28 protein-coding genes are annotated in these 25,406 nt (G+C 67.6%); 18 read left to right on the forward strand and 10 right to left on the reverse strand.

Features of this window, described 5'->3' with window-relative positions; all coding sequences use genetic code 11:
• Positions 1-30 precede the first annotated feature (30 nt).
• On the forward strand, positions 31-327 hold the full coding sequence (locus AB8M46_RS36515; protein WP_037346853.1) for a hypothetical protein: 297 nt from the start codon (positions 31-33) through the stop codon (positions 325-327).
• Between the two features lie 17 nt (positions 328-344).
• On the opposite strand, the gene AB8M46_RS36520 is transcribed toward AB8M46_RS36515, so the two are convergent.
• A complete protein-coding gene (locus tag AB8M46_RS36520) occupies positions 345-1,115 on the reverse strand; it encodes a hypothetical protein (protein ID WP_037346852.1) in 771 nt (256 codons plus the stop codon).
• A gap of 98 nt (positions 1,116-1,213) precedes the next feature.
• Between AB8M46_RS36520 and AB8M46_RS36525 the strand changes: the two genes are divergently transcribed.
• Both AB8M46_RS36525 and AB8M46_RS36530 read left to right on the forward strand, forming a co-directional pair.
• The gene (locus AB8M46_RS36525; RefSeq protein ID WP_125735413.1) at positions 1,214-1,585 is read left to right on the forward strand and encodes a PH domain-containing protein; all 372 of its coding nucleotides are present in this window, start codon (positions 1,214-1,216) and stop codon (positions 1,583-1,585) included.
• Positions 1,586-2,494: 909 nt separating this feature from the next.
• The gene (locus AB8M46_RS36530) at positions 2,495-3,412 is read left to right on the forward strand and encodes a DUF6731 family protein (RefSeq protein ID WP_394363139.1); all 918 of its coding nucleotides are present in this window, start codon (positions 2,495-2,497) and stop codon (positions 3,410-3,412) included.
• 548 nt (positions 3,413-3,960) lie between these two features.
• Here AB8M46_RS36530 and AB8M46_RS36535 read toward each other — a convergent pair.
• On the reverse strand, positions 3,961-4,431 hold the full coding sequence (locus AB8M46_RS36535) for an NUDIX hydrolase (protein ID WP_394363140.1): 471 nt from the start codon (positions 4,429-4,431) through the stop codon (positions 3,961-3,963).
• Positions 4,432-4,441: 10 nt separating this feature from the next.
• Positions 4,442-5,185: a DUF5919 domain-containing protein gene (locus tag AB8M46_RS36540; protein ID WP_394363141.1), complete on the reverse strand. Its 744-nt coding sequence runs from the start codon at positions 5,183-5,185 to the stop codon at positions 4,442-4,444.
• Between the two features lie 242 nt (positions 5,186-5,427).
• Between AB8M46_RS36540 and AB8M46_RS36545 the strand changes: the two genes are divergently transcribed.
• From AB8M46_RS36545 to AB8M46_RS36585, 9 genes are all read left to right on the forward strand, one after another.
• Positions 5,428-5,673, forward strand: a complete 246-nt coding sequence (locus AB8M46_RS36545; RefSeq protein ID WP_126735590.1) for a hypothetical protein — start codon at positions 5,428-5,430, stop codon at positions 5,671-5,673.
• A gap of 4 nt (positions 5,674-5,677) precedes the next feature.
• Positions 5,678-6,139 (forward strand): hypothetical protein, encoded by a 462-nt coding sequence (locus tag AB8M46_RS36550; RefSeq protein WP_126735588.1) that lies wholly within the window; start codon positions 5,678-5,680, stop codon positions 6,137-6,139.
• Positions 6,140-6,427: 288 nt separating this feature from the next.
• Positions 6,428-6,676: a hypothetical protein gene (locus AB8M46_RS36555; protein WP_394363142.1), complete on the forward strand. Its 249-nt coding sequence runs from the start codon at positions 6,428-6,430 to the stop codon at positions 6,674-6,676.
• A complete protein-coding gene (locus AB8M46_RS36560) occupies positions 6,654-6,908 on the forward strand; it encodes an AMED_5909 family protein (protein ID WP_219145314.1) in 255 nt (84 codons plus the stop codon). The genes AB8M46_RS36555 and AB8M46_RS36560 overlap by 23 nt, the downstream gene beginning before the upstream one ends.
• 310 nt (positions 6,909-7,218) lie before the next feature.
• A complete protein-coding gene (locus AB8M46_RS36565) occupies positions 7,219-8,796 on the forward strand; it encodes an FtsK/SpoIIIE domain-containing protein (RefSeq protein WP_394363143.1) in 1,578 nt (525 codons plus the stop codon).
• Positions 8,793-9,179, forward strand: a complete 387-nt coding sequence (locus tag AB8M46_RS36570; protein ID WP_394363144.1) for a hypothetical protein — start codon at positions 8,793-8,795, stop codon at positions 9,177-9,179. Before AB8M46_RS36565 ends, AB8M46_RS36570 begins: the two co-directional genes overlap by 4 nt.
• The gene (locus tag AB8M46_RS36575) at positions 9,179-10,798 is read left to right on the forward strand and encodes a replication initiator (protein WP_394363145.1); all 1,620 of its coding nucleotides are present in this window, start codon (positions 9,179-9,181) and stop codon (positions 10,796-10,798) included. The genes AB8M46_RS36570 and AB8M46_RS36575 overlap by 1 nt, the downstream gene beginning before the upstream one ends.
• Positions 10,799-10,808: 10 nt before the next feature.
• A complete protein-coding gene (locus tag AB8M46_RS36580) occupies positions 10,809-10,988 on the forward strand; it encodes a helix-turn-helix domain-containing protein (protein ID WP_007033922.1) in 180 nt (59 codons plus the stop codon).
• On the forward strand, positions 10,988-12,226 hold the full coding sequence (locus AB8M46_RS36585) for a tyrosine-type recombinase/integrase (protein ID WP_394363146.1): 1,239 nt from the start codon (positions 10,988-10,990) through the stop codon (positions 12,224-12,226). Before AB8M46_RS36580 ends, AB8M46_RS36585 begins: the two co-directional genes overlap by 1 nt.
• Before the next feature lie 64 nt (positions 12,227-12,290).
• On the opposite strand, the gene lpdA is transcribed toward AB8M46_RS36585, so the two are convergent.
• The 3 genes from lpdA to pip all read right to left on the reverse strand — a co-directional run bounded on the left by lpdA (position 12,291) and on the right by pip (position 15,967).
• Positions 12,291-13,676 (reverse strand): dihydrolipoyl dehydrogenase, encoded by a 1,386-nt coding sequence (gene lpdA / locus AB8M46_RS36590; protein ID WP_037346846.1) that lies wholly within the window; start codon positions 13,674-13,676, stop codon positions 12,291-12,293.
• A gap of 47 nt (positions 13,677-13,723) precedes the next feature.
• Entirely contained in the window at positions 13,724-14,494 is a 771-nt protein-coding gene (locus AB8M46_RS36595) for a 1-acyl-sn-glycerol-3-phosphate acyltransferase (protein WP_037346845.1), read from the reverse strand.
• 63 nt (positions 14,495-14,557) lie between these two features.
• Positions 14,558-15,967: a prolyl aminopeptidase gene (gene pip, locus AB8M46_RS36600; RefSeq protein WP_394363147.1), complete on the reverse strand. Its 1,410-nt coding sequence runs from the start codon at positions 15,965-15,967 to the stop codon at positions 14,558-14,560.
• Between the two features lie 38 nt (positions 15,968-16,005).
• Here pip and AB8M46_RS36605 point away from each other — a divergent pair, with 38 nt between their 5' ends.
• The 4 genes from AB8M46_RS36605 (at position 16,006) to AB8M46_RS36620 (ending at position 20,010) form a co-directional block, all read left to right on the forward strand.
• Positions 16,006-17,046 (forward strand): LacI family DNA-binding transcriptional regulator, encoded by a 1,041-nt coding sequence (locus AB8M46_RS36605; RefSeq protein ID WP_037346841.1) that lies wholly within the window; start codon positions 16,006-16,008, stop codon positions 17,044-17,046.
• Positions 17,047-17,125: 79 nt separating this feature from the next.
• Complete coding sequence (locus AB8M46_RS36610; RefSeq protein WP_394363148.1) at positions 17,126-18,277, forward strand: dihydrodipicolinate synthase family protein; 1,152 nt, start codon at positions 17,126-17,128, stop codon at positions 18,275-18,277.
• The gene (locus AB8M46_RS36615; RefSeq protein ID WP_394363149.1) at positions 18,277-19,083 is read left to right on the forward strand and encodes a sugar phosphate isomerase/epimerase family protein; all 807 of its coding nucleotides are present in this window, start codon (positions 18,277-18,279) and stop codon (positions 19,081-19,083) included. Before AB8M46_RS36610 ends, AB8M46_RS36615 begins: the two co-directional genes overlap by 1 nt.
• Positions 19,084-19,305: 222 nt before the next feature.
• Complete coding sequence (locus tag AB8M46_RS36620; RefSeq protein WP_037346833.1) at positions 19,306-20,010, forward strand: response regulator transcription factor; 705 nt, start codon at positions 19,306-19,308, stop codon at positions 20,008-20,010.
• Here AB8M46_RS36620 and AB8M46_RS36625 read toward each other — a convergent pair.
• From AB8M46_RS36625 to AB8M46_RS36635, 3 genes are read right to left on the reverse strand one after another with little or no spacing between them, the layout of a single operon-like run.
• Positions 20,004-21,119 carry an FtsX-like permease family protein gene (locus AB8M46_RS36625; RefSeq protein ID WP_037346830.1) on the reverse strand — a complete coding sequence of 372 codons (1,116 nt, stop codon included), beginning with the start codon at positions 21,117-21,119 and terminating at the stop codon, positions 20,004-20,006. The two genes, AB8M46_RS36620 and AB8M46_RS36625, sit on opposite strands and share 7 nt — an antisense overlap.
• Complete coding sequence (locus AB8M46_RS36630) at positions 21,116-21,775, reverse strand: ATP-binding cassette domain-containing protein (protein WP_394363150.1); 660 nt, start codon at positions 21,773-21,775, stop codon at positions 21,116-21,118. The genes AB8M46_RS36625 and AB8M46_RS36630 overlap by 4 nt, the downstream gene beginning before the upstream one ends.
• Entirely contained in the window at positions 21,772-22,278 is a 507-nt protein-coding gene (locus tag AB8M46_RS36635) for a lipoprotein ABC transporter ATP-binding protein (RefSeq protein WP_378421509.1), read from the reverse strand. The genes AB8M46_RS36630 and AB8M46_RS36635 overlap by 4 nt, the downstream gene beginning before the upstream one ends.
• A gap of 77 nt (positions 22,279-22,355) precedes the next feature.
• Between AB8M46_RS36635 and AB8M46_RS36640 the strand changes: the two genes are divergently transcribed.
• Positions 22,356-23,720, forward strand: a complete 1,365-nt coding sequence (locus tag AB8M46_RS36640) for a sensor histidine kinase (RefSeq protein WP_394363151.1) — start codon at positions 22,356-22,358, stop codon at positions 23,718-23,720.
• 201 nt (positions 23,721-23,921) lie between these two features.
• Positions 23,922-24,542: a TetR/AcrR family transcriptional regulator gene (locus tag AB8M46_RS36645; RefSeq protein ID WP_037346818.1), complete on the forward strand. Its 621-nt coding sequence runs from the start codon at positions 23,922-23,924 to the stop codon at positions 24,540-24,542.
• A gap of 101 nt (positions 24,543-24,643) precedes the next feature.
• Here the strand turns inward: AB8M46_RS36645 and AB8M46_RS36650 are convergent, their stop codons facing one another.
• On the reverse strand, positions 24,644-25,381 hold the full coding sequence (locus tag AB8M46_RS36650) for a TetR/AcrR family transcriptional regulator (protein WP_394363152.1): 738 nt from the start codon (positions 25,379-25,381) through the stop codon (positions 24,644-24,646).
• Positions 25,382-25,406: the final 25 nt, after the last annotated feature.

The following is a 25,406-nucleotide window of genomic DNA, read 5'->3' on the forward strand; positions in this document are numbered from 1 at the left end:
TGGGCGCAAAGAGCCTGAAGGGAGCGGGCCATGAGCAGGAACTACGGTTTCATGACGGTGCTGGCGGGCCTCAGCGCGCTCGCGGTGATCGCGGTCGCGGCGGTGTGGCGGTATCCGAACACTTCGGACGTGACGGCGGTGATCACCGCGGCTGGAACGGTGATCGGCACCGTGGTGGGCGCCTTCTTCGGCGTGAACGCGGCCTCGGCGGGACGCGTGAAGGCCGAAGAAAGCCGAGATCAGGCGACCGCCGCGCTGGTCAAGGTGGCCACCCAAGCGGATGAAGGCAGCGACGTCGCGAAGACGGCGATGGAGGGCGTGCGCTGACCGTCCTCTATGGACAGTCAGTCGAGCGCTTCGAGCAGGGCGAGGTCCGGCGGGACGAGCGTCGTGGACAGCACGAGCTCGCGCAACAGGTTGTCGTTCAACGCGTTCCCGACCGGCTCGCCGACCTCTTCGCGCCGCAGCCCGAAAACGCCGCCGGCGGACAACCGCCCCCGGACGTCGATGACGACGTGCTCGACCCGGCGGGCGGTCCACGTCTCGTCCGGCCGGAGTTCGGAGAGCACCTCGGCCGTCTGCTGGCGGGACAACGGCTGCGGATTGAGGTCGTGCAGCAGGTAGCGCTGCCCGAAGACGACCAGGACCAGGCGTTCTTCCGCGCTGAGGCGCCAGCGGCGGGGCGGCACGGTGACGTCGTCGTGGCGGGTGACGGGATGCCCGCCCTCGGGACCCGCGACGTACAACTCGAGCAGGTGCTCCCGCCTGCCCGAACCGCGGACGAACAGCGGCGTGTACCCGTCCGACAGGGGAATCGGCTCCTCACCGCGGGAAAGCCAGCGGGAATTCGGCAGGCGGATGGGCAACTGGCCGGTGTTGCTGACCCACCATTGCCCGTCGGAGAAGTTGAGCAGCCCGTGCTTGCGGCTGACCTGCAGGTCGTTCTCGCCCACACAGACGTCGACCTGCGGCCGATTACGCCCGAAAGAGATCTCGCCGCCCTCGCCGGGATCGACGGACACGCCACCCGCGAGCGTGAGCGCGAAGACCGCGCCGGGCACCGACCGGGGCACGCCGAGCGCCAGGCTCTCGTGCGTCGTCGTGAGCCGCTTCATCGTCCCTCCTCCTGATCCCCGGCATTATGCGAGATCCCGCCGGGGACGGGTCCCGGTGTCGCGTTCGTCCGTGTGTTTTCGTCCGTATGTTGGAGTACATGATTGACTTCTCCAAGGACACCGTCTTCAAGCTCACCCCGTGCAAGCCGAAGGACATCGCGCCGACGGTGCAGCCGATCATCATCCCCGGCGAGGAGATCATCTCGTCGTTCAAGGCGGTGCGCGACTTCGTGGTGTTCACGAACAAGCGGCTGATCGCGGTGAACGTCCAGGGCATGACAGGCCGGAAGAAGGACTTCACCTCGCTGCCCTACAACAGGATCCAGGCCTTCTCGATCGAAACCGCGGGCACCTTCGATCTCGACGCGGAACTGGACCTCTGGTTCAGCGGGCTGGGGAACGTGCGCCTCGAGTTCCGGGGCTCCGACATCCGGGCGATCGGCCAACTGATCGCTACCCACACGCTCTAGCCCGCTTTGCGGCTCGCCGCCTGGTCGCGCCTGCCGGCCGGGCTGCGGCGGGGCTCTGGGTCCCGTTGGTCGTGAGTGGCGATTCGGGTTCTAACCCTCATCGCCACTCACGACCCACCCGACCGCCCGCTTTCTGGCCGCTGCCTGCGGGTTCGCGTGCTTAGACGGACGACACACGTGACTACAGGGACGACACACGTGCTCGGACGGACGACTCACGCCCCGTCGCGCTCGTGTCGTCCATCCAGTCACGCGTGTCGTCCGGCTGATCACGCGAACCCGCCGGCGCGGTACCGGTGGTCGTGAGTGTTTCGGGTCGTTAGAACGACCCGAAACACTCACGAGGACCTACATGTTGATCTTTTGATGCCGGGGCTTCGCTGACCTCGGCATGATCGCCGTTTCGGCCACTGACCTGCGCGGATAGGGCTGGACGCTTCTCGCGTGTTCTCGCCCTTACCCGACGTCTGACGGCCTGGAGACGGCCTGGCCACTCCTCCCCCATCTCCCCGATACGAAGCCATCCACGCGGCCGTCTCGTCGGGTCAAGGCACGCTTTCCCGCCTTGACGCGGCGTGACGGCCGTTGTGACGATCTGGCATCGGGGCGGTGGCTCCGCGTAACAGCCGTCAGTCCTCTTGCGACATTGCGGGCACGAATGTCTCAGCGAGGAGGCTGACGTGCTCTTTGGCGTACCTGCGCGCCGCTGGCGGCGGCAACACCTGTCCACGGCTTCAGCGGGCGCACCGCCCGGCCGGTGGGCGGAGCGGAGCGGCAGCCCGCCGTGTCGGGCAAGGTGCGCCCGCAGGTGAGACGCGGACGCAAGGTGACCAGCGCGCCGCCGACGGCGGCGCGCCTTGATCCCATAGAGCCAAGTTCGGCAGAAGACATGAATCGAGGAACCCTAAGATGCTTAAAAGGAAGCTTGTATTCTATCGATGGACCTCACTCGACAACGATCGCCAGTTCAATCCATATGCAACAATGACAACCTTGGCGTCCGAGATAGACCGACAAGAAGAGTTTGAAGTCTTAGACTCTGGCGAGTACAAGACAGCCGTCTTACCAGTCTTCTACTCGGATCGATCGCGCCCAGTACGACTTCAAATGCTATCTCTTCGCGGCGGAACGACGCTGCCCGTAAAATGGCGGTCAGATTCCAGCCTTGAATCAATTAATCTCCTGGATGGCGAGTACTCGGCAGACGTGACACACATTGTCATCTGGCCAGACGGGGTCGCTGCTCAGGAGTACCACGGCAACGCCCCGCGCATGGGTCGACTATCCTACTTTCTTCGCAAGAAACTAGACCAGAAAATCCTTATCGACGGACTATACAACCCCAACATGTTCGCAAGACTAGATGAGATTCGCGGCCAAGTCCGCCAGGTACATTTGGCTCTCACAAGGCCAGAGACGTGGGCGCAAGATTCTCGACCGGGCGCATTCTCCACACTTCTACCCGCCTTCGCTGGCGTCAAGACGCCGTCCTTAAAAGTAGCATTTGGCATGGGGCGATATGGTCCACGAGACAGGTTTCTTGACCCTGACATCGAGGAAACCGTCTTTGAGATTGCCGAGCGAGCACAAGAACAGGTCGATAGCATGGTAATCGGCGGCCTAAGCCGAAGGACTGGCAAAACCGAGAGAATCGATCTCCTGAACGAACGCCTACATGAAGCAGTTGAACTTCCAGCCGAACGCGAAGTTCCTTCTATTCCTCGATCAGACGATGCCTTTAGCGCCATCGAGAATGCTCGTAGGTCACTTGACGAAAAGGGTCTCATCGCGGACGCGATCAGAGCCCAAGCCGTCCAAGAACGATGAAACTTGACAAGGCTTCACGCAAGAGGCGGACCGGCGGATGGCTGGACAGGAATCATTGGGCAATACCAATAATTTCGACACTCGTAGCGGCAGCAGCGTTGACGATTTGGTCCATATTCGCTAGCAGTCCAATAGTTCTTGCAGCCGCGAAACTCCAAGTACGTCAGCAGATGTATACATCTCTCGCGAGCTCATCGGGATCACTGCTAGGCTTCACCGTAGCCGCAGTTACCATTCTTGCAGCCTTCGGCCAGGTAAGAATGCCGGACAGGGAGCGACAACACCAGGAAGAAAATCTTGCAAGAGCGCGCAGCATAGTGTCAGGCTCTTTGCTCACTTCAGCTCTCTTGCTACTGGTGTCACTAGTTACTTCCACGGTCCTACTAGGAGTAGATACAGCCGAAGTTGCGCCAGAGATGTGGATAATTGCTAACTTGAGCGTTTCAACCGGCGCAGTCGTCGGCCTCATCGTTGGCGGAATCGGGCTTGCTCTATCAATTTTGAAGCGGAATCGCATCAAGCCAGCACCATGAACCCACGGCGAATTCTCACGTAAAGTATGCAGAGGAGCGCAATTCAAGCGCGTGCCGAAGTCGAAGCTTTATCGACTGATGAATACGCAAAGTGTCCAGGTCCGAGGACATAACCCAAATAACCTCCTTGCTCTCATCGCTGGTATGCAGGCGACCGCCTGTCGCGTCTGCGCGGAAGCAGATCGAGAACTCCTGGCGCACCTCGCCATCGTCGTACGCGATGACGTGGTTGGGATTCGAGTACAGCCCGATGACACCCGTCACCTCGCACTCGATCCCGGTCTCCTCGCGAACCTCCCGCACGGCGGCCTGTGCCAACGTCTCGCCGAGTTCGAGCTGTCCGCCGGGGATCGCGTACAGGTCGTTGTCGGTGCGCCGGATCATGAGGATGCGGCCTTCGTCGTCCTGGATGAACGCGGACACCGCGACCGCGATGCTGTTCGCCTTGGGGGCGTTCGGGTCGTTGTAGTAATCGACGCGTGCCATGTGTGGCCTCCTAGAAGGTGGCGGGCTTGGCGAGGTTCCAGACGGCTTCGAAGCTCTCCGAGTAGGTCTCGAAGAGGTCCCCGGCGGATAGCCGGCGGAGGTGCAGGGACGGGGCGTGGGCTCCCTGGAAGCCGTAGACGTGCGTGTTGATGATCATTTCGTCGTCGAAGCGGAAGATCGAGTTGTAGAGCGTGGTGTTGTGGAAGCGCATCTCCACCCCGTCTACCCCGATCAGCGGCCGGTAGAACGCCAGCGCGTTGCGGATGCGTGCCGCAAGCGTCCCGTCGCCTAGCTGCTCCTCGTCGCCGCGCAGAGCGACACTCCCCCCTTCGGGATCTCCGAAAATCAACCGAATCTTGGCCCCGGCCTGCGCTTTTGCTGTCAGGTCCTTGATGAACCGCGGGCGCTCCACCAGGAACAGCGCGGCGTGGACCAGGACTTCGACGGTGTCCGACGCTTCCTTGATCAGCCGGTCCCACAGTTCGACGGGGATGGCGTTGCGGTGTGGGAACACGCGCACGACCTCGGCGGCGGCCGTCTCGGCCTTGCGCTCCGGGGCCACCGAGTCCGGCCAGAGGTAGGTCTCGGACTCGCGCGCCATTGCAGCGATCTTGTGCCGGTGCTTCGGGTACGGCGTCCGCCCCTTGGTGATCCACCGTTCCACGGTCTTCTGATCGACCCCGGTGGCGTCGGCGACCTGCTTCGGCGTGAGGCCGTTGCGCAGCAGGGCGTCCCGTAGGCGTTCGTTCGGCATCCGCCCTCCTAGGGACTTGTAGGGACGTCTTCGACCGTACCAGGGACGTCCCTAGATGTCCCGCCACGTGGTGATCACGTCCCGCGTTTTGGCGGAGATTAGGTGCCAGGTTGCCGGGGACTCGCCCCAGCACCTCGACACCAAGAGGGAGGCAGGCATGACGACTCCAACCGCCGGTCGGGCAGCGTCCGCGCGCGGCTCGGGATCGTGGACAGCTCGCCGGTTCGCGATCTGAGCGCCCGATGCGTGACACGGTCCAGATCCACGTCACGGCAGACCTGCCGATCCGCGTCCGTGCGCTCACCTACGCCAACCGGGCGGAGATCCGTTTCGGCAAGGCGTTCCCCGTGGTCCTGCTCGTCGATTCCGACGCGATAGCGGTGCTGGGGAGAGAACTCGCAGAGGTACAGGCCGCACTGAGCGCGGCTGCCGCAAGGGGCAAAGACGGCGACGAAGTGCCGACAGACAAAGACAAGCAAGGGAACTAACGACATGGCTATCTACAAAGGACACCGCTTCAGCATCGACTTCGACGAAGCGTTCGCGCAGGGCCTCGTGATGGTCGGCGAAGTCTCGCCGGACAACGAGTACCAGTCGCGGGAAGACCGTGCTGCGGGTCGTCCGGCTCGGCAGCGAGTCGACGAAGTGACGGGCAAGCGTCAGTGGAAGGTCACCGTGACCGACCCGGACGAGACGAAGGCCAAGCGCGCATCGTTCGAGATCACGCTGCTGGCCGATGTGCAGCCGGTGCCGACCACCTCGGAGGTGCTGCCGGGTATGCGGCCGATCGAACTGGAGGGCCTCACGGCTGAGCCGAAGGTGGCTGGTCAGGGCGAGTTCAAGTACCAGTCCTACCTGTTCCGCGCGACCGGCTTCAAGGCTGCGGCGTCCGGCGGCGGAGCGAAGTCGGGCCGGGCTTCCGCCGCTGCCGAGTCAACGCCCAAGGCGGCGTGATGGCGGGCGGGGCGCCGGGGGTGGCATCCCCGCACCTGGTCCAAACCTGGGAAGCCGCTTACCGCCACTACAGCGCAATGACGCAGCGGACTGCGGAGGGCGGGGATGCCCTGGCGGCGCATGACATGGCCGTCGCTTCCTTGGCGGTGGCGTCGGCATGGCGAGGCCTAGCGGCTCAAGGCCAGTTGCCGTGGTGGGTGCTGGCTGCGGTGTCGGCGGCTGCTGAGGGGTTCGAGGAGAACGCGCGGTCGTGGGACATGCGCGCCTACAGCGAGGAGAGTCAGGGCCGTGGCGTTCAACGCGATGTGGAAGCCGGGGCCGCAGGCGGTCGCGGGGATGCAGGGCAATGGTTCGGCGAACCCGGCGCTGGTGATCTACCTGGACCCGGACAGCCTGGCGATCCTGCCGCCGTCCGACCCGGCCGCGTGGCCGGAGTTCATCCGGCTCCTTCGCCAAATCCGCAACAGCGCGGACGAACTGGCCGTGTTCCTCGGCAAACACGCGACGGTGCGCGATGACGACGCCCGGCCGGAATGAGCCGCAGACGCTTCAGGACGCGCACCTCGTCGCCTCCGCTCGTCGCCCGAAACCGGGGTCGAACCTGACGACGTGGCTGAAGTTCCATCAGGCCAACGCGCGCATGTATCGCGAAGTGTCCGATGTGGACCGAGCACACCACCACGAACTCCGTTACTGGGTGGGCTACGAGGAGCGCAAGGCGGAGGAGGTGGCTGCGCAGATCCAGAAGAACAAGACGGAAGCTAGCTGAGAACTGAACAGCAGTAGGGAAAACGTGCGTGGGGACGTGCGGCGTACAAACACGTCCTCACGCGCTTCCCGCGTCTCGTAAGGCGCAGAACCGGTACCTGGCCTAGGAAACCTCGCCGGTCCTGCGCTGTCCACAACCTCTGGAAGTGAACAATGACAACGCTAAACGATGACAACAACCGGCCGCTAGACGGGGTCACCCGAACGCGCTGCACAGTCTGTAAGCGGTTCGCGAAGCTCCTTCCCGGTGAGGCGGAATGTGCTCCCTGTCGGGGAATGCTGCCGCTGGATCTGACCGGCGGTGGTCGCCGATGAACGCGAACGGGATCGGTCTCCTCCTCGTCGGCGGCGGGGTGCTGGGTGTGGTGGTGTGGCTGCTGCACAAGCTCGGCCGCGCGCTCGCCACGATCGCGGAAGTCCTGGCCGCCGCTGCGGTGGTCTTCATCGCCCTGTGGTCGGCGGTGAAGTTGTTGGTGTGGCTGGGAAAGCAGGTCTTCACGCACTGGCGAACCAGCCTCGGCGTGATCGCGGTGGTGGCCTGGTGGCAGTGGCTCGACTGGCCGTCACTCGCGATCACGGTGGGGTCGGTCGCGGTGGTCCTGGTGGTGTGGCGGCTGCTCGACGTGGTGTCGTTCGACCGGTGCTGTGGTCGGTTCCTGCGTGCGTGGTGGCTGCGCTGGTTCACCTACGCCCGGAAACTGCCGGGCTGGCTGCACGCCTGCGGCCTGTCCATCTCCGACGGCACCATGCCCGTCGAAGTCACCGTGAACCTGGTCGGCCGTCGCCGGAAGGCTGTTTCTCGTGCTGCGGGCGGTGGTGCTGCGGTGCAGGTGCCGAAGGTGCTGGGTGTGCGGTCGGGGCCGTCGTGGGATGAGGTTCGTGTCCGGCTCGTACCGGGTCAGAAGCCGGAGGACTTCGACGACGCCGCCCGCGCCCTGGCCGTGGCTCGCAAGGTCACGCGGTGCCAGGTCCGGGAGCTGGAACCCAACGTCGTCTCACTCGACTTCCAACGCCGGGACCTCCTCAAAGCACCGGTGGACTGTGCGGAGCTGCCCGACCTGGCGGCCGTCGACGGCGTGGATCTGCGGCGGGTGCTCGCCGGACGCACCGAGTACGGCAAGGACTGGCGGCTGCCACTGACCGGTCCAGGCGCGCACATGCTCGTCGCCGGAGCTACCGGAGCTGGGAAGAACTCGGTCATGTGGTCCCCGCTCGTCTCGGCCGCCTCGGCGATCCGGGCCGGGACGGTGCGCATCTCGGGGATCGACCCGAAGGGAATGGAACTCGCCTACGGGCGTGGAATCTTCGCCCGTTACGGCGTTACGGGTAAGGAGGCCATCGAGGTTCTGGACGACCTGCTCGGCGGTCTTGAGGTTCGTAAGCGCGAGTTCGCCGGGCACACCCGTGAGGTGCCGATCTCCACCGATCACCCCTTGGAGGTCCTGGAGTTCGACGAGATCGGCGCACTCACCAAGTACACCGACCGCAAAACCCGCGAAGCCATCGTCGAACGAGTCGCCATCCTGACCACTCAAGGTCGGGCACTCGGCTACACGGTGCGCGGGTACGTGCAGGAGCCGACGAAAGACACGGTCCCGGTTCGGGAGCTGTTCCCCCGCCGGGTGTGCCTACGCGTCACCTCGAAGACGCACGTCGGGATGGTCCTCGGAGACGGTGCCTATGAGCGCGGAGCGTGGGCGAACCGGATCGAGGAGTCGGCTGCGGGCGTCGGCTACATCTGGGGCGAAGGCATCCGCGAACCGCTGCGGGTCCGGGCTGGCTGGGTGCCAGACGAGACAGTCAAGGCGCTGGAGACCTACGTGACCAACGGCGGCGCGCATGTCGTCGACCTGGCCACACGTGGCGGTCCTGAGGGGGTGGCGGCGTGAACCGGCTGATGGTCTTCCTCGACGCGATCCGCGATCACCTCGACTCGTTCGCGCTGCCTCCGGCTGCCTCGGTCCGGGTTGGGGTGGGGCCTGATCCGATCACAGTGCAGCTCGACTCTCGTCGGCTTGAGGACGTGGCGCGCGGCTTGCTCACCTGGGCTAACTCCCTGGAGGACGTGAAGGCGTCGCTGTGGCGTCCTAAGGGCGGTGCCTCGGTGCACCTCGAACTCACTGGCCGCACTCCCTGCGGCATCCCGGTGGTGGTCTACGGCGGCGTCTGGTTCGACGAAGCCACGTTCCCGGACTTGCCTGCGGGGATGCGGCAGGAGATGCCGGTGTTCGTGCTGCGGCAGTGGAACGCACCTGGGGAGGTGGCTGCCTGATGAGCGCCAAGGAAGCCGCGGTGACCCCGCCGGCCAAAACCCGCGCCGCCCGGATGCGCGAACCACTCGCCTCCGACGTGGTGAAAGCGACCGCTGAGAAGCACGGGGTCTGTGTCCGGCCGTTCACGATGGAGGTCGGGGACACCGACACCGGAGAACTCCGGTACGTCCCCGTCCCGTGTGGCTCAACGGTCGAATCGGTGTGCCTCCCGTGTGCCCGGAAAGCGAAGGCACTTCGACAGGTTCAGTGCCGCGAGGGCTGGCACATGACCGAAGAACCCGACTTCACAGCAGAGCCACCGACTGAGACTCAGACGGAGCTGTTGGCGTTCCGAGCTGACCTCGTCGCCGCTTACCGGCAAGAGACGAACCAGGCGGAGGCCGACGAGCTGCGGGAGGAGATCCAAGACGTCGACGACGAACTTCGGCAACTCGGGATGCGGGGCCGTCTCCCGTCGATCGACCTGCCCACGAAGAAGGCGGTGAAGCGGTCAACGAAGCGGCGGCAGGACGCGCCGAACCTCCCTCGTCGCAAGGTCGCCAAGACCACTGTGGGCCGGGAGTACGCGGGACGGTTCCGGCCGTCGATGTTCGTCACGCTCACCTGCGACACCTACGGCCCCGTCCGCTCCGACGGTGCACCGGTCGACCCGGCGACGTATGACTACCGGCGGGCGGCTCGGGACGCGGTGCACTTCTCCGCACTGGTGGACCGCTGGTGGCAGAACCTTCGGCGGGTCGTGGGCTGGGACGCCCAGTACTTCGCCACCGTCGAACCCCAACGACGAGCCGCACCGCACCTGCACGCGGCCATCCGGGGATCGGTCCCGCACGACGTCATCCGCCAAGTCACCGAAGCGACCTATCACCAGGTCTGGTGGCCCAACCATGACCAGATCGTCTACGTCGACCGGATGCCACTGTGGGACGGCGACCGCCGGATATTCGTCGACCCGGATACCCGCGAGCCGCTGACCGAGTTTGACGACGCAGTGGAGGCCGTGGAAGCCCCGGCGCACGTGGTCACCTTCGGCCGTCAGGTCCACTCGAAAGGCATCCTCGGCGGGACCGAAGAGGCCGGGCGGCACATCGGCTATCTGACCAAGTACCTCACCAAGTCCACCGGTGAGGTCGTGGAAGCCGACACCGCGCGGCAGAAGGACCACCACGACCGGCTGCACGCGGAACTGTCCGTGACGCCCTGCTCGCCTCGCTGCGCGGTGTGGCTGCTCTACGGCATAAACCCCAAGGGAGCCAACGGGAAAACGACTCCAGGGCACTGCAAGGGCCGGGCGCATCGGCGGACCACACTCGGCCTGCCGGGGCGCCGGGTCCTGGTGTCCCGGAAGTGGTCGGGGAAGACGCTCGTCGACCACAAAGCGGACCGGAAGGCGTTCGTCCTGCAAGCGCTGGCGTCCGTGGGCATCGAGCAACCGACACCTGATCCCGCTCGGCTGGTCTGGCGCAAGGTCGATTCGAGCGACGCGAACGTGCCTCCTCGGGACCACCTGGTCATGCACGCAATCTCTGAACGCATCACCTGGAAAGCCGAGTACGACAAAGCACTACTAGCCGCGCAGAGTCCACCAAATCTTTCGGCAACTCCGCTCGCGGCTTAAGGGGGAAGGCATGGACAGCATCGATCCACTGTGGTCAGTCGAAGACGTCGCGGACTACCTCCGCGTGCCAGTGAAGACGCTCTACCAATGGAAATGGCTCGGAGAGGGACCGCCGGTACGGAAGATCGGCCGTCACCTCCGCTATGACCCGACGAAGGTTCGGGCCTGGGTTGCTGAGGAGGCCGCCTGATGGGACACATCCAAGATCGCTGGTACAAACCCGCCAAGGACGCCAAGGGGAACCTGCGGCTCAACGCGCGCGGAAAACCCGTTCTGGAGAGAACCGAGCTGTACGGCGTCGGGATGCGGTACAAGGTCCGCTACCTCGACCCGGACGGTAGCGAGCGGTCGAAGTCCTTTCCGGACAAGCAAAAGAAGCGCGCCGAAGACTTCCTCATCGAGATGGAGTCGGACAAGCGCGAGGGCAAGTACATCGACCCTCGCGCGGGCCTGGTGCTGTTCGAGGTCGTAGCGCAAAGCTGGCTGGACTCGCAGACGGTCGACTACACCAGTCGGGAACGCTTCGCGACCCGCGTCAACGTCCACCTGCTTCCGTACTTCGGCAAGAAGGCGGTCGGGTCGATCCGGCCGAGTCACATCCAGACCTGGTTACGGAAGCTCCAGGACGACGAAGCCTCAGAGACGTCGCGGGCGCTCTACTTCGGACATCTGGTGTCGATCCTGAACTTCGCGATGGCGGACAAGAAGATCTCGGAGAATCCGGCGCTGTCCAAGGTGATCTCGCGGCCGAGGGCGAGCCGGAATCAGGTCGTGCCCTGGTCCCGCGAACGGGCTCGGGCGGTGCGGGACAACCTCCCGAGGCGGTACAAGCCCGCTGTCGATGTCCCGGCCGGTCTGGGCCTGCGGAAGGGCGAGCTGTTCGGGTTCTCGCTCGATGACGTCGACCGGAGTAAGAACCTGGCATACATCACCCGACAGGTGCGAGTGGTCGCCGGGAAACCGGTGTTCGCTCCGCCCAAGGGCGGCAAGTCACGTGAGGTGCCGATCGGGCGGAAGCTGCTCGGTCTCCTCGACGAGTACGCCGAGGAGTTCACGGCGACTGAGGTCACGCTCCCCTGGTCGCATCCGGGCGGCAAACCCACCACGGTCCGCCTGCTGATGGTCAACGGGTACGGGAAGGTGCTCATAGCTGAGCGGTTCCGGCGGAACTTCTGGCTGCCCGCGCTCAAGGACGCCGGGGTGGAGAAGCCGACCAGGGCGGACGGCGTGCACGCGCTGCGGCACCTCTACGCCTCGGTCCTGCTCGACGCTGGCGAGTCGATCAAGGCGCTGTCCCAATACCTCGGTCACACCGACCCCGGTTTCACGCTCCGGGTGTACACGCATCTCCTGCCGAGTAGCCACGCTCGGACGAGGAAGGCCGTCGACGACTTCTTCGACGAAGCGCTCGGCGACCAGGCTGCATGACGGCCTGGCCACGGCCTGACACCTGCCCTGACCCGCAAACCAGCAGGTCAGGGCAGGTTCACGCTTACATGTTGATCATGTGGCCAGCGAGGCCGTGCACGGCTTCCTTGACCGCTTCCCCCAGGGTCGGGTGAGCGTGCACGTTCCGCGAGATCTCGTGCACCGTCAGGTCCCACTGCTGCGCCAAAGTCAGTTCCGGCAGCAGTTCGGTCACCTCCGGGCCGATCAGGTGCGCGCCCAAAAGCTCGCCGTGCGTCGCGTCGCTCAGGATTTTCACGAAGCCGACGGCCTCGCCGAGGCCGTGCGCCTTTCCGTTGGCGGTGAAGGGGAACTTCGCCACCTGGACGTCGAAGCCCTTTTCGCGGGCCTGTTCTTCGGTCCAGCCGAAGCTGGCGATCTGCGGCTGGCAGTAGGTCGCGCGCGGGATCATGACGAAGTCGAGTTCCATGGTCTCGGCGCCCGCGATGGTTTCGGCGGCGACGACGCCCATGGATTCGGACGCGTGCGCGAGCATCAGTTTCGCGGTGACGTCGCCGATCGCGAAGATGTGCGGGACGTTGGTGCGGCCGCGCGAGTCGATGGCGATGGCACCGCGGTCGGTCAGTTCCACGCCGGTCTTGTCCAGGCCGTATCCCTCGACGCGCGGCTGGAAACCGATGGCCTGCAACACCTTGTCCGCTTCCAGGACACGCTGCTCGCCGTTCTTCGACACGGTCACGCGCACGTTGGAGCCGGTGTCGTCGATCGACTCGACCTTCGTCGAGGTCAGCACCTCGATGCCGAGCTTCCGGTAGCGGCGCGCGAGTTCCGCGGAGACCTCGGCGTCCTCGAGCGGGACCATCCGGTCGAGGTATTCGACGATGGTCACCTTCACGCCGTAGTTGTGCAGCACGTAGGCGAATTCGACGCCGATCGCGCCCGCGCCGGCGATGACGATGCTCTCCGGCAGCTCGTTTTCCATGATCTGCTGTTCGTAGGTGACCACGCGGTCGCTGCGCGTGGTGCCCGGCAGCAGGCGCGCGGTCGCGCCGGTGGCGATCACGCAGTTGTCGAAGGTGATCCGCTCCCCGTTGACCTCGATGGTGTTGGCGTCGAGGAAGGTGCCGTGCCCGTCGTATTCGGTGATCTTGTTCTTCTTCATCAGGAAGTGCACGCCCTTGACGCGACCGTCCGCGACCTTGCGGCTGCGATCGAAGGCGGCTTGGTAGTCGAAGCTGACCTTCCCCTCGACCTGGATCCCGAAGGACTTCGCCTCTTTGGTCACGATATGCGCGAGTTCGGCGTTGCGCAGCAGTGCCTTCGACGGGATGCAGCCGACGTTGAGGCAGACACCACCCCAGTACTTCTCCTCCACGACCGCCGCGCTCAGCCCCAGCTGCGACGCCCGGATCGCCGCCACGTAACCGCCGACTCCGGCCCCCAGGACAACGACGTCATAGTGTGCACTCATACCTCGAAACCTACCCCTCACCGGGACGGTCCGAAGGGTGAGACTGCCTACTCGGGACGCGAGCCGCGGATCTCGATCAGCAGCTCGGTCACCGCGGTCATGATCCGCTTGGTCGCCTCCTCCAGCACCTCACGGGACGGCGAAGGCGTCATGAGGTCCGAGAGGTCCACCGGCGGACCGGCGACCAGGTTCACCGTCTTGCGCGGGAAGGCGCGCGGGAGCACGGCGTCCGACGGCAGCAGGTGGTGCGTGCCCCAGTTCGCCAGCGGGATCACCGGGACACCGGTCTCCAGCGCGATCCGCGCGATGCCGGTCTTGCCGCGCATCGGCCACCCGTCCGGGTGATCCGTGAAGGTGGCTTCCGGGAAGATGACGACGCATTCACCCTCACGGACGGCGCTGACTGCGTCGCGGTACGCGTCCGACGCCGTGGCGGCCCCGCGGTAGACCGGGATGTGCTTGCCGGAACGCATCACCGAACCGATGACGGGCGCGTCCCACAGGCTCGCCTTCGCCAGGTAGCGCGGCACGCGTCCGTGCGCCAGGCAGTACGCCGTCACCGTCGTCGGGTCGGCGAACGAGAGGTGGTTCGACGCCACCAGGAAGCCGCCCGACGACGGCAGGTGCTCACCGCCGCGTACCCGGAACCGGGTGAACAGCACGAGGAACGGCCACACGACGTTGATCGCGAAGGCGAACCAGGCGCCCCGGCCGGCGCGGGCGAAGCGCCGGCCGAAGGCGATCATCTGGCGGAACGTCAGCAAGTCCCCCGAAGCGGGGCTCAGCGCGGTCCAGCGTTCACGGGGTCTCAGCACCATGGACGTAATTCGTAGCCGAACCCGCTCCGGTTCGGCTACGACCACGCGCGAACGCGGCGCGGATCACACGCGCTCGAGCACCACCACGGGGATCTCGCGGTCGGTCTTCTTCGCGTACTCGTTGTAATCCGGCCACACGGCGGCGAGCTTCTCCCACAGCTTCGCGCGCTCCTCGCCTTCGAGGGTCCGGGCGCGCGCGGTGAACTTGTCCGCCTTGACCTGGGCCTTGACCTCAGGGTTGGCCTGCAGGTTCTTGTACCAGCCCGGGTCCTCCGGCGCGCCGCCCTTGGAGGCCACGATCACCGGGTTGCCCTGGTCGTCGAACTGGTAGATCAGCGCGAACTTGCGGTCCTCGCCGGTCTTCCGGCCCTTGGTGGTGAGGATGAGGCAAGGTGCGCCCTTCTCCCAGTCGTGGCCCACCTCGCCGTCGGTCTCTTCGTAGCGACGGACGTGCTCGTCACCGAAAAGCATGTCTGCGTTCCTCTCGTCCTGGCGTGTACCGGCGCCCCGCCAGTCTGACGCGAATCGGTCGGTCGCGCTGATCAACTCGTGCAGGGTGCCGGGTTCGTCGAACGCGTGACCCGAGTCGCCGACCATCACCAGTTCGGCGGAAGGCAGCACCTGGCTGAGCTCCCACGCGGTGATGGCCGGGGTGACCACGTCGTAGCGTCCCTGGACCAGAACGCACGGGATGTCCCGTAGCTTCCCGGCGTCGCGGAGCAGCTGATCTTCGGCCAGCCAGCCGCCGTGCCGGAAGTAGTGGTTCTCGATCCTCGCGATCGCGAGGGCGAACGCGGGATCGCTGAACGCGTCGATCACCTCGTCCTGGGGACGCAGTTTGACCGTCTCCCCCTCCCACCGGCTCCACGCGATCGCGGCGGGGCCGTGCACGGCGGGATCCGGGTGGCTCAGCAGTTCGTGATAGACCTCGATCAGGTTCTCCTGGCGGCGCGAATACGGCACCGGGGCCAGGAACCGCGACCACGCCTCGGGGAAGAGGAACGCCGCTCCCCCGCCGTAGAGCCATTGCAGTTCCTTCACCCGCAGGGTGGCCACCCCGCGGAGGACGAGTTCCGTGACGCGCTCCGGGTGGGTTTCCGCGTAGGTCAGCCCGAGCACACTCCCCCACGAACCGCCGAAGACCATCCAGTGTTCGATGTCCAGATGCTCGCGCAAGCGCTCGATGTCGGCGACCAGATGCCACGTCGTGTTGACCGAGAGGTCCGCCTCCGGGGTGGCGCAGTTCGGCGTGCTGCGCCCGCAGCCGCGCTGATCGAAAAGGACGATGCGGTACCGGGCCGGATCGAACAGCCTGCGATGTCTCGGACTCGAACCGCCCCCGGGGCCGCCGTGCAGGAAAATCACCGGCTTGCCCTCGGGATCGCCGCATTCCTCCCAATAGATCTCGTTGCCGTCACCGACGGGCAACATCCCTTGGACGTAAGGTTCGATTTCCGGATAAAGGCCGAGCATGTCCGCCACTATGCCCCAAACGCCAGCTTGGAGGATCGATGAAGGCCCGCCCCCACGTGACGCTGGAAGATGTGGCGCGCACCGCGGACGTGTCGCTCGCGACCGCGTCCCGCGTACTCAACGGCACCGCCACCGTCCGGGGGGATCTCCGCGAACGCGTGATCGCCGCGGCGGCCGAGCTCTCCTATACCCCCAATGCTCACGCTCAGGCGTTGGCCGGTGGCTCACAGCCGACCGTCGGAGTGATCTGCCACGACGTCGGCGACCCGTATTTCGCCGCGATCGCCGGCGGGATCATGCGCGCGGCGAGTGAAAACGATCTTCTGGTGATGCTCGCGAGCACGTTCCGCGATCCGGCCAAGGAGGTCGCGTACGTTTCGACGCTGCGCGCCCAGCGCGCGTCGGCCATTCTGCTGATCGGTTCCGCGTTCGAGGACAAGGCGTGGGAAAAGGCGATGGCCGCCGAACTCGAGCCGTACCGGCGCGGCGGTGGGCACGTCGCCGCGGTCAGCAGGCACCGCGGGCTCAAAGTGGACACCGTCCAGCCCGACAACCGGGGTGGCGGCGCCGAACTGGCGAAGGCCCTGCTGGACTTCGGACACCGGCGTTTCGCCGTGCTCGCCGGGCCGAAGAGCCTGACCACCGTCGTCGACCGCCTCGACGGATTCGCCGCGGAACTGCTGGAGCACGGCGTCGAACTGGCCGAAGACGACGTCTTCGAGGCGGCGTTCACCCGCGACGGCGGCTACGAGGCGATGGAGAAGGTCCTCGCCCGGCCGCGCAAGCAGTGGCCGACGTGCGTGTTCGCGGTGACCGACGTGATGGCGATCGGCGCGATGTCGGCCTTGCGCGACGCCGGGGTCTCCGTGCCCGGCGAGATGTCGATCGCCGGTTTCGACGACATCCCGGTAGTGCGCGATCTCACGCCCGCGCTGACCACGGTCGCGCTGCCGCTGGAGAAGCTGGGCGAACGGGCCATGGACCTGGCGTTCAAGGCCTCCCCCGGCACCCGGCCGCGCGTGGTGAAGATGTCCGGCGAGGTCGTCCTGCGCCGCAGCACCGCCGCTCCCGCCCGCTGAAACCCTTGTGTGTGGCCCGAGGGGTGACTTAACGTGGTCTGAGAAAGCGCTTTCTCACACCCCGCGCCACGGAGACCCGATGACCTTGATCGCCCTTCCCACCGCCGACGGCGGACTGGTGGAGTGGACGCCGCGAGGGGCGGAAACGCCCGCGAAACCGGCGACGCCGCCGACCTCCCGCATCGCCTACGCCGCCGCACACGTGGTCGCCGACCAGTTCGCCCCCGCCGACCCCGAAGAAGGCGCGGTGCTGGACTGGGACACCACGCTCGCCTTCCGCGAGCACCTGTGGTCCTGCGGTCTCGGCGTCGCCGAAGCCATGGACACCGCGCAGCGCGGGATGGGCTTGGACTGGGCCACCACCAAGGACCTGATCCGCCGCACCGGGGCGCTCGCCGCCGGACGGCCGTGGGTGGCGGGCGTCGGCACCGACCAGCTCCCCGCCGGTGAAGCGACCGCCGGGTCCATTGTGGACGCTTGGCGCGAGCAGCTGGACCTGGTCGGCGAGGCGGGCGCGATCCCGGTCGTGATGGCCAGCCGCGCGCTCGCCGCGTCGGCTTCCGGTCCGGCGGATTACCATGCCGCGTACGGAAAACTGCTCTCCGGCGCGGACCGCCCGGTCCTGCTGCACTGGCTGGGCGAGCAGTTCGACCCGGCGCTGGCGGGCTACTGGGGCCACGGCGACGTCCGCGAGGCGGCCGAGGAACTGGGCAGGCTCTGCGCCGAGCACGCCGGCGTGATCGCCGGGGTCAAGGTTTCCGTACTCGACGCGTCGATCGAGACCGAATTCCGCCGCGCGCTGCCCGAAGGCGTCAAGTGCTACACCGGCGACGACTTCAACTACCCGGAACTCATCGCCGGGGACGACCAGGGCCACAGCGAAGCTCTTCTGGGCATCTTCGACGCCGTGGCGCAGGTCGCGGGCGCCGCGCTCGCCCGCCTCGACGAGGGTGACAAAGCCGGTTTCCACGGCCTGCTCGACCCGACGGTCGCCTTGAGCCGGGCCATCTTCCGTGCTCCCACCAGGAACTACAAGACCGGCGTCGTCTTCCTCGCCTACCTCAACGGGCACCAGGACCACTTCCGCATGGTCGCCGGCCGCGAGTCGGCCCGCTCCATCACGCATCTGGCCGAACTGCTGCGCCTGGCCGACGCCGCGGGCGCGCTGACCGATCCGGACCTCGCCGTCGCGCGGATGCGGCCGCTGCTGGCCGCGGCGGGGGTGGCCTGATGGACCGGTTGAGCCTGAACCAGATCACCACCAAGGCGTGGTCGCTGCCGGAGGCCGTCGCGGGCTGCGCCGAGGCGGGCGTCCGCTGGATCGGCCTGTGGCGGGACAAGGTCGCCGAGACCGGCGTCGAGGAAGCCGCCCGGTTGCTCAAGGAGTACGACGTCGGCGTGTCGTCGTTGTGCCGTGGCGGTTTCTTCACCGGGGTCACCCCGGAAGGATCCCCTGTGGACGGTGTCGCGCAGACCAGGGAGGCGATCGACGAAGCCGCCGCACTGGGGGCGGACGTCCTCGTCCTGGTCGTCGGCGGGGTGAACGGCAGCCTGAAGTCCTCCCGGCAGCGGGTGGCGGACGCGGTCGGCGAACTGGCGCCGTACGCCGGTGAGCGCGGGGTCCGCCTCGGCCTGGAACCGTTGCACCCCATGCAGTGCGCCGAGCGTTCGGTCCTGTCCACTGTGGACGAGGCGCTGGCGATCGCGCTGGAGCATCCGGCCGATCAGGTCGGCGTGATCGTCGACGAATTCCACGTGTGGTGGGATCCGCGGATCGAGGAGTCGATCGCCGCTGCGGCGGGCCGGATCGCCGGATTCCACGTCTGCGACCAGAAGGTGCCCCTGACCGACACCCTGCTCGGCCGGGCGCTGCCCGGCGACGGCCCGATCGACCACCGGCAGCTGAAAGCGTGTGTCGAGGCCGCCGGGTACACCGGGCCGATCGAGGTCGAGGTGTTCGACGCCGACCTTTGGCGCCGCCCCGGTGGCGAGGTGCTCGCGGAGACCGTTAAGGCCTACCGCGACCACGTTTCCTGACCGTACGGACGGAGCGCGTCGGTCGGCTGCCATGACGCTCAGCGAGAACACAGAGCGTGTACGCCCGTGTCGGTGACGTGTTCGCCTGGCTGTGCCTCGCGGCCGCCGCGCTCTGTCCTTTATGGACATATCGAAGGAAACGTTAGCTCCCCGTTACGGAACGGGTGGTGTTCCTAACGTCCAAGCCGAAAAGAACAGTGTTCAACGGTTAAGCTGCCCCGCATGCCGAAACTGCTGGTGGTGGAAGACGACGACGCGATCGGCGGCGTCCTCGAATCGACCCTCCGTCTGCACGGCTACGAGGTTTCCTGGCAGCGTGACGGCCGCACCGCGCTCGCGGCCGCGGCGGACGGCGACATCGACTTCGTCCTGCTCGACCTCGGCCTGCCGGATCTGGACGGGGTCGAGGTCTGCCGCCGGCTGCGGGCGGAGCTGCCCGGCGCCGTCCTGGTCATCCTGACCGCACGGCAGGAGGAGATGGACGTCGTCGTGGGCCTGGAGGCCGGCGCCGACGACTACCTCACCAAACCCATCCGGCTCGGCGAACTGCTCGCCAGGGTGCGGGCGCATCTGCGGCGCGGGACGGCGCCGCCGGAGAGCAGGCCCGCGATCGCCATCGGCTATCTGCGGGTGGACACCGCCGGCCGCCGGGTCAGCGTCGGCGGCAAGGAGATCGCGTTGCGGGCCAAGGAGTTCGACCTGCTCGCCCGGCTGGCCGAACAGCCGGGTGTCGCGGTCAGCCGTGACACCCTGATGTCCGAGGTGTGGGACGCGCACTGGTACGGCTCCACGAAGACGCTCGACGTCCACATCGCGGCGCTGCGCCGGAAGCTGACCGAATCGGCGCCCACGCCCGAGCAGGCGCCCAGGATCTCGACCCTGCGCGGCCACGGCTACCGCCTGGAACAACCCTTCGAGAATCAGTAATCGCGCAGGTCGGAGACCTCGTCGCGGGCGGCGAGCTGCGCGATCCTTGCCGACGCCGCCACACACGACCCGATCACCACCAGCGCCAGCAGCCCGAAGTAGCCGTGCGGCGAAGGCACCCTTTCCACCTTCGAGACGAAGACGAACAGCACGCCCAGCAGATGCCCGGCGATCAGGCCGCCGCCGCCGACCACCAGCGCGTCACCCGCGATGAACGCCGCCACCTGCCGCCGTTTCCCGCCGAGTGTGCTCACGATCAGCAGATCGCGGCGACGTTCGTTGAGCGCCGCCCCGAACGACGGCCCGGCCGCGGCGGCCGCGAGGATCAGGGAGGCGATCAGATCCACCTCGGCCTCACCGCAGCCGTCCTTGGTGAGGGCGGTCGCCATGGCGAACGCCACCGCCAGCGCGACCAGCACCAGAGATCGCGCCAGGAGCGCGCTCCGCCACGAAATGGACAGCGCGATCACGCCGGCGAGTCCCGAGACGAGCGGCCGGAGTATCCCACCGATCGCCCGTTTTCCCTTTCGCAGCCCCAGCTCCACCAGCCGCCACAGCAGCATCGTGCCGCCCGCCCAGCCGAACAGCGGCCAGACGAAGGCGAGCGCGAGCAGGATGACGTCGAGACCATAGGGCGACCACCAGGGCGGCCCGCCGTCGGCCGGGACGAAGTACCACTCGCGCAGCACCGGGGGCAGGATGGCGAGTGCCGCCACGAGCACTCCGGCGAGCAGCAAGAGAACGATTTCCCGGGCGACCGCTACGCCCGTACCGGTCGCGAAGCCACAAGCCAGGGACACGACGCTCCCGACCACACCGCCCGCCAGCCCGGCCGCCGCGGCCTCCGCCGCGGCCAGCCCGACCACCTGCCCGCCGGTGGCGCCGCGGGCACGCAGCAGATCCTGATCCGCCCGCAGCACCCTCGCCGAGGGGGTGGACAGCAGCACCACCAGCACCATCGCGGGGATCCAGCGCGGTGCCGGGGCCCAGGTCCAGTCGTGCACCGCGAGCAGCGTGGTCACGATCGCGACCCCGGCCGCGGGCACGCCGAGCCTGGCGGGGCGCACGCGTGCGATCCCGCCGACCCACAACGCCATCGCGGCGATCACCGGTCCAGCACCAGCTTCCCGTCGACCATCGCCCATTGTTCCCCGAACAGCCCGGCCGGGGCGGCTTCGGCCGTCGCCACCAGCAATCCGGCGGCCAGCTGGTCCGCGGCGCGCACGAGCCTGCCGAGCAGCCGCTCGCCCTCGCGCTGGTCGAGCCAGCCCGCCGGGTCGTCGGCGAGGATCAGTTTCGGCGCGGGCGCGAGCGCCCTGGCCAGGATGGCGAGCCGGATCTGCTCGCCGGTCAGCTCGCGGGGCGCCTTCTTGGCGAAGCCGCCGAGGCCCACGAGCTCCAGCGCCCCGTCGACGGCGTCACGGACCGCCGTGCCGGTCCGCCCGGCGAGTACGAGCGGCAGGGCGACGTTGAGCCGGACGTCGAGGTCGCGCAGCAGCCCGCCGTCCTGCAGCACCAGCCCGATCAGGTCGGGTCCCGGCGGCGACGGCTCGAAGGCGGGCCAGTCGATGGTGCCCGCGGTCGGTTTCTTCATCCCGGCGAGCAGATGCAGCAGCGTGGTCTTCCCCGCGCCCGCCCTGCCGGTCACCACCGCGCGGGTCTCCGCGCCGATCACGCAGGTGACGCCGTGCACGGCGACCACGGCGGTCAGCCCGGAACCGTAGGTGTGTGCCAGCTCGTCGGCGCGGACGAGTGGCGCCGTCACGCCACTCTCACGATCCGCTGCGCGGCCGCCGCGATCTCGGGGTCACGGGTCGCCACGACGACGGCCGTCCCGCGGGCCGCGACGGCGCACAGCAGATCCATGAGTTCGAGCGCGGCGAGCCCGTCGAGTTCTCCGGCGGGTTCGTCGGCGAGGAGCACGTCAGGCGCTCCGGCGAGCGCGACGGCGACCCCGGCCCGCGCGCCTTCCAGCGCCGAAAGCGTGTCCGGGTAGTCGTCGCCCCGTCCGGCCAGCCCGACGAGTTCGAGCAGGTCGCCCGCGGTGCGCCGCCCGGCGAGCCGCCCCGCCAGCACGACGTTCCGCTCGACGGTGAGGTGGTCGAAGAGGTTCCCGCGCCGGAGCAGCACGCCGACACCGGGAGCGCCGAGGAGGGGCTCGCCACTTCCAGCGGGCAGCACGGCCACACACTCGCCCGGGACGGCGAACCGGACGAGGGGGACGGATCCGGGCCCCGGGCCTGCCATGACGGCGGCACGTCGGCGCATGGCCCCAAGGTAAGGCGAAGGGGGTCAACATCGCCTTGATCTCAGGTCAACGGACGGCAAAATATCGCGTCGGGTGGGTGATCCTCTCGCACTTCGGCCACACTCTGAGCGTGCGCCGCCGGATCGTCACCCTCACCGTGCTGGCCGCGGTGCTGGCGATCACCCTGTTCGGGGCGCCGCTGGCCGTCGCGGTCGCCCGATTCCACGAGGGCAACTCGACCCACGACCTCGAACGGGTCGCCGACACCGTCGTCCTCGGCGTGGCCGGCGACCTGGCCAACGGCCGCGTCCCGGAACTGAGACCGGTCAAAGAGGAGGAAGGCCGGATCCGCGGGATCAGGGTCGCGGTCTACACCCCGACCGGCAGGCTCCTGGCAGGCAACGGCCCGAACAGCGAAGACCGCTTCGTCCGCGAAGCGCACTACACCGACATGGCGACCGGCACCCGCGACGACGAGATCGTCCTGGCGGTCCCGGTGCTCAGCGGCCCGTCGCTGGTCGGGGTGGTCCGCGCCGCCCATCCCCGGTCGGAACTGGACGCCAAGATCCGCCTGACCTGGCTGAAGATGATCGCGCTCGCCGGGATCGCGATCGGCGCGAGCTGGCTGATCGGGCGCCGGATCGCCACCCGGCTGGCGCGCCCGCTGGAGGATCTGGCCGCCACCGCCGAACGGCTCGGCGAGGGCGACTTCACCGTCCGCGCCCGCCGGACCGGGGTCCACGAGATCGATCAGGTCGCCGAGGCACTCGACGTCACGTCCGAGCGGATCGGCGAGACGCTGGACCGCGAGCGGACCTTCTCCTCCGACGCCTCCCACCAGCTGCGAACCCCGTTGACCGGGCTTCGGCTCCAGTTGGAGGCGGCGCTGGAAAGCCCCGATCGCGACCCCTACGCGACGATCCGCGACGGCATCGCCTCGGCCGACCGGCTCGAACGCACCATCGACGACCTGCTGGCGCTGGCCAAACAGACAAGGGCCCCGCGCGCGCTGCTCGACCTGGGCAAACTCTTCGAAGAGGTCCGCCAGACCTGGCACGGGCTGCTCGCCGGACGCGGCCGCGCGCTGCGGATCAGCGGCCGGGACGCCCTGCCGGCGCGGGCGGCGGACGCGGCCGTGCGGCAGGTGCTCGCCGTACTGCTGGACAACGCGGCGACCCACGGACGCGGCACGGTGTCCGTCCTCGCGCGCGACGCCGGCGACGCGCTGGCCATCGACGTGAGCGACGAGGGCGCCATCGAGGACGGGCACGATCCGTTCGCGACCGTCGACCGGACCGAGGACCACGAAGGCAACGGGATCGGCCTGCGGCTGGCGCGGAGCCTGGCCGAGGCGGAAGGCGGGCGGCTGCGGCTGACCAGCCCGGCGCCGACGACGTTCACGCTGCTGCTGCCCGCCGAACGCCCCTCGCCGAAAGAAGAAGGCCCGGGCCTGGCGAGCTAGGGGGGGTTACTCGCCAGGCCGGGCCGGTAGGAGGCAAACGCGCCCCGACAGCGCGCACGGCATGCCACCTGACTGAAGACGGTAAAGACCAGCGGGCCAACAGACGGTACACGCCGGATTAACTGACACTTTGCTTTTTGATGTCACACGGGTTCGGACATCGTCCGGCCGGGCTGAATCGATCGTGGGAAGATTGACCGCATGACCACCGAGCCGGCGCCGAGATGGCGGAGACTGGAACCGGACGAGCGCAAGGAGCAGATCTTCGCCTGCGCGGCCCGCCTTTTCTCCGACCGCCCGTACTCGGAAGTGTCCACTTCGGACATCGCCGCCGAGGCCGGGGTCGCCAGGGGTCTGATCAACCACTACTTCGGCACGAAACGCGAGCTCTACCTGGAGATCATCCGGCGGGCGCTGACCGTGCCGCGGCTCGCCGTCGAGATCCTGCCGGAAGGCCCGCTCGAACTGCGCGCCGACGTCGCCATCGACTGGTTCCTGGACATGGTCACCAGCCAGGAGAAGATGTGGCTGGCCGCGATCGCGCCCGAGGGCATCGGCCGGGACCTCGAGGTCGAACGGATCCTCGAAGAAGCCGATCGCGAATCGGCCGACCGGGTGCTCGAAGCCGTCGGCCTCTCCCGCGAAAGCGAACACGGGCCGGAGCTGAACGCGCTCGTCCGCGCGTTCGGCGGGATGGTCAAGGCGGCGGGCCGCGAATGGCTCGTGCGCGGTTCACTCGATCGCGCGCAGGTGCACACCTTGCTGAGCAAATCGCTGGTCACGCTGGTCGGCGAGGTCTTCCCGGAGATCCAGCGAGGCTGAGAGAGGGAGAAGCCCCCGGCACCTCGAGGGGGAGGTTGGTGCCAGGGGCTTCGGGACCGGTGACGAGCACCGGTATTCCTCCACACTACGCCGATTCCCTGTCACGGCTCTGTCAAACGTCCGATTGCGTTCAGCTGGGTGAGCCGGAGTTCGAGACCGTCGAGACAACGCTGCACGGCGTAATGGTAAAGCCGCTCGTAGTAACCGGCCGCGAGGTCGGGATCCGCGACCAGCTCGGCGATCGACTCGCCCAGCGCCGCCATTCCGGGCAGGTCCTCGCGCGTGCGGTACGCCGCGTAGCCCTCGCATCGGTCGAGCTGGAGCGCCATCGCGCTCTCCCGGTCGTCCTCCATCGCGACGAACTGGCAGGCGGTGGCGAGCAGCAGGTTGTAGGCGAACGGCGCCTCGCCGCCGAAACCGGCCGCGAGCAGACGGCCGATGCCGGTGTTCATGGTCGGCACGGCGGCGGCGACCGACGGCCCGAACAGGGCGAGGCGGCGCGCCGAACCGGGATAGCGGCGCAGCACGGTCCGCACGGTCGGCAGGAACTCGTCGAACCAGTCCCGCCACGGCAAGGTCTCGTCGGGCAGCGTCAGTTCGCCGACCACCCGGTCCAGCACCGCGACGACGACGGTGTCCCGGTCGCCGACGTGGTGGTAGACCACCGCTGGGTAGGCGTCGACGGCGGCCGCGAGCTGCCGCAACGTCCAGTTCTCCAGGCCCGATTCGGCCGACAGCTCCAGCGCGGCGTCGACGATCCGGTCCCTGGTGACGGCCGGCCGTCCGGAAGCCGCGCGGGACCTCGGCCGGGAACCCGCGTCTTCGGAGAAAGTCGGCATGCGGGCTACCGTATCCGCATTCGGC

It is taken from the genome of Amycolatopsis sp. SB7-3, assembly GCF_041021335.1.
Classification (GTDB): domain Bacteria; phylum Actinomycetota; class Actinomycetes; order Mycobacteriales; family Pseudonocardiaceae; genus Amycolatopsis; species Amycolatopsis japonica.

Excerpts from the sequence above, each read along its gene's own strand:
- AB8M46_RS36520 (WP_037346852.1), bottom strand. The coding sequence starts at position 1,115 with ATGAAGCGGCTCACGACGACGCACGAGAGCCTGGCGCTCGGCGTGCCC.
- AB8M46_RS36515 (WP_037346853.1), top strand. The coding sequence starts at position 31 with ATGAGCAGGAACTACGGTTTCATGACGGTGCTGGCGGGCCTCAGCGCG.
- AB8M46_RS36610 (WP_394363148.1), top strand. The coding sequence starts at position 17,126 with ATGACCTTGATCGCCCTTCCCACCGCCGACGGCGGACTGGTGGAGTGG.
- AB8M46_RS36650 (WP_394363152.1), bottom strand. The coding sequence starts at position 25,381 with ATGCCGACTTTCTCCGAAGACGCGGGTTCCCGGCCGAGGTCCCGCGCG.
- AB8M46_RS36595 (WP_037346845.1), bottom strand. The coding sequence starts at position 14,494 with ATGGTGCTGAGACCCCGTGAACGCTGGACCGCGCTGAGCCCCGCTTCG.
- AB8M46_RS36620 (WP_037346833.1), top strand. The coding sequence starts at position 19,306 with ATGCCGAAACTGCTGGTGGTGGAAGACGACGACGCGATCGGCGGCGTC.
- AB8M46_RS36535 (WP_394363140.1), bottom strand. The coding sequence starts at position 4,431 with ATGGCACGCGTCGATTACTACAACGACCCGAACGCCCCCAAGGCGAAC.
- AB8M46_RS36585 (WP_394363146.1), top strand. The coding sequence starts at position 10,988 with ATGGGACACATCCAAGATCGCTGGTACAAACCCGCCAAGGACGCCAAG.
- AB8M46_RS36635 (WP_378421509.1), bottom strand. The coding sequence starts at position 22,278 with ATGCGCCGACGTGCCGCCGTCATGGCAGGCCCGGGGCCCGGATCCGTC.
- lpdA (WP_037346846.1), bottom strand. The coding sequence starts at position 13,676 with ATGAGTGCACACTATGACGTCGTTGTCCTGGGGGCCGGAGTCGGCGGT.
- AB8M46_RS36560 (WP_219145314.1), top strand. The coding sequence starts at position 6,654 with ATGACGACGCCCGGCCGGAATGAGCCGCAGACGCTTCAGGACGCGCAC.
- AB8M46_RS36615 (WP_394363149.1), top strand. The coding sequence starts at position 18,277 with ATGGACCGGTTGAGCCTGAACCAGATCACCACCAAGGCGTGGTCGCTG.
- AB8M46_RS36540 (WP_394363141.1), bottom strand. The coding sequence starts at position 5,185 with ATGCCGAACGAACGCCTACGGGACGCCCTGCTGCGCAACGGCCTCACG.
- AB8M46_RS36645 (WP_037346818.1), top strand. The coding sequence starts at position 23,922 with ATGACCACCGAGCCGGCGCCGAGATGGCGGAGACTGGAACCGGACGAG.
- AB8M46_RS36530 (WP_394363139.1), top strand. The coding sequence starts at position 2,495 with ATGCTTAAAAGGAAGCTTGTATTCTATCGATGGACCTCACTCGACAAC.
- pip (WP_394363147.1), bottom strand. The coding sequence starts at position 15,967 with ATGCTCGGCCTTTATCCGGAAATCGAACCTTACGTCCAAGGGATGTTG.
- AB8M46_RS36525 (WP_125735413.1), top strand. The coding sequence starts at position 1,214 with ATGATTGACTTCTCCAAGGACACCGTCTTCAAGCTCACCCCGTGCAAG.
- AB8M46_RS36550 (WP_126735588.1), top strand. The coding sequence starts at position 5,678 with ATGGCTATCTACAAAGGACACCGCTTCAGCATCGACTTCGACGAAGCG.
- AB8M46_RS36580 (WP_007033922.1), top strand. The coding sequence starts at position 10,809 with ATGGACAGCATCGATCCACTGTGGTCAGTCGAAGACGTCGCGGACTAC.
- AB8M46_RS36565 (WP_394363143.1), top strand. The coding sequence starts at position 7,219 with ATGAACGCGAACGGGATCGGTCTCCTCCTCGTCGGCGGCGGGGTGCTG.
- AB8M46_RS36605 (WP_037346841.1), top strand. The coding sequence starts at position 16,006 with ATGAAGGCCCGCCCCCACGTGACGCTGGAAGATGTGGCGCGCACCGCG.
- AB8M46_RS36575 (WP_394363145.1), top strand. The coding sequence starts at position 9,179 with ATGAGCGCCAAGGAAGCCGCGGTGACCCCGCCGGCCAAAACCCGCGCC.
- AB8M46_RS36545 (WP_126735590.1), top strand. The coding sequence starts at position 5,428 with ATGCGTGACACGGTCCAGATCCACGTCACGGCAGACCTGCCGATCCGC.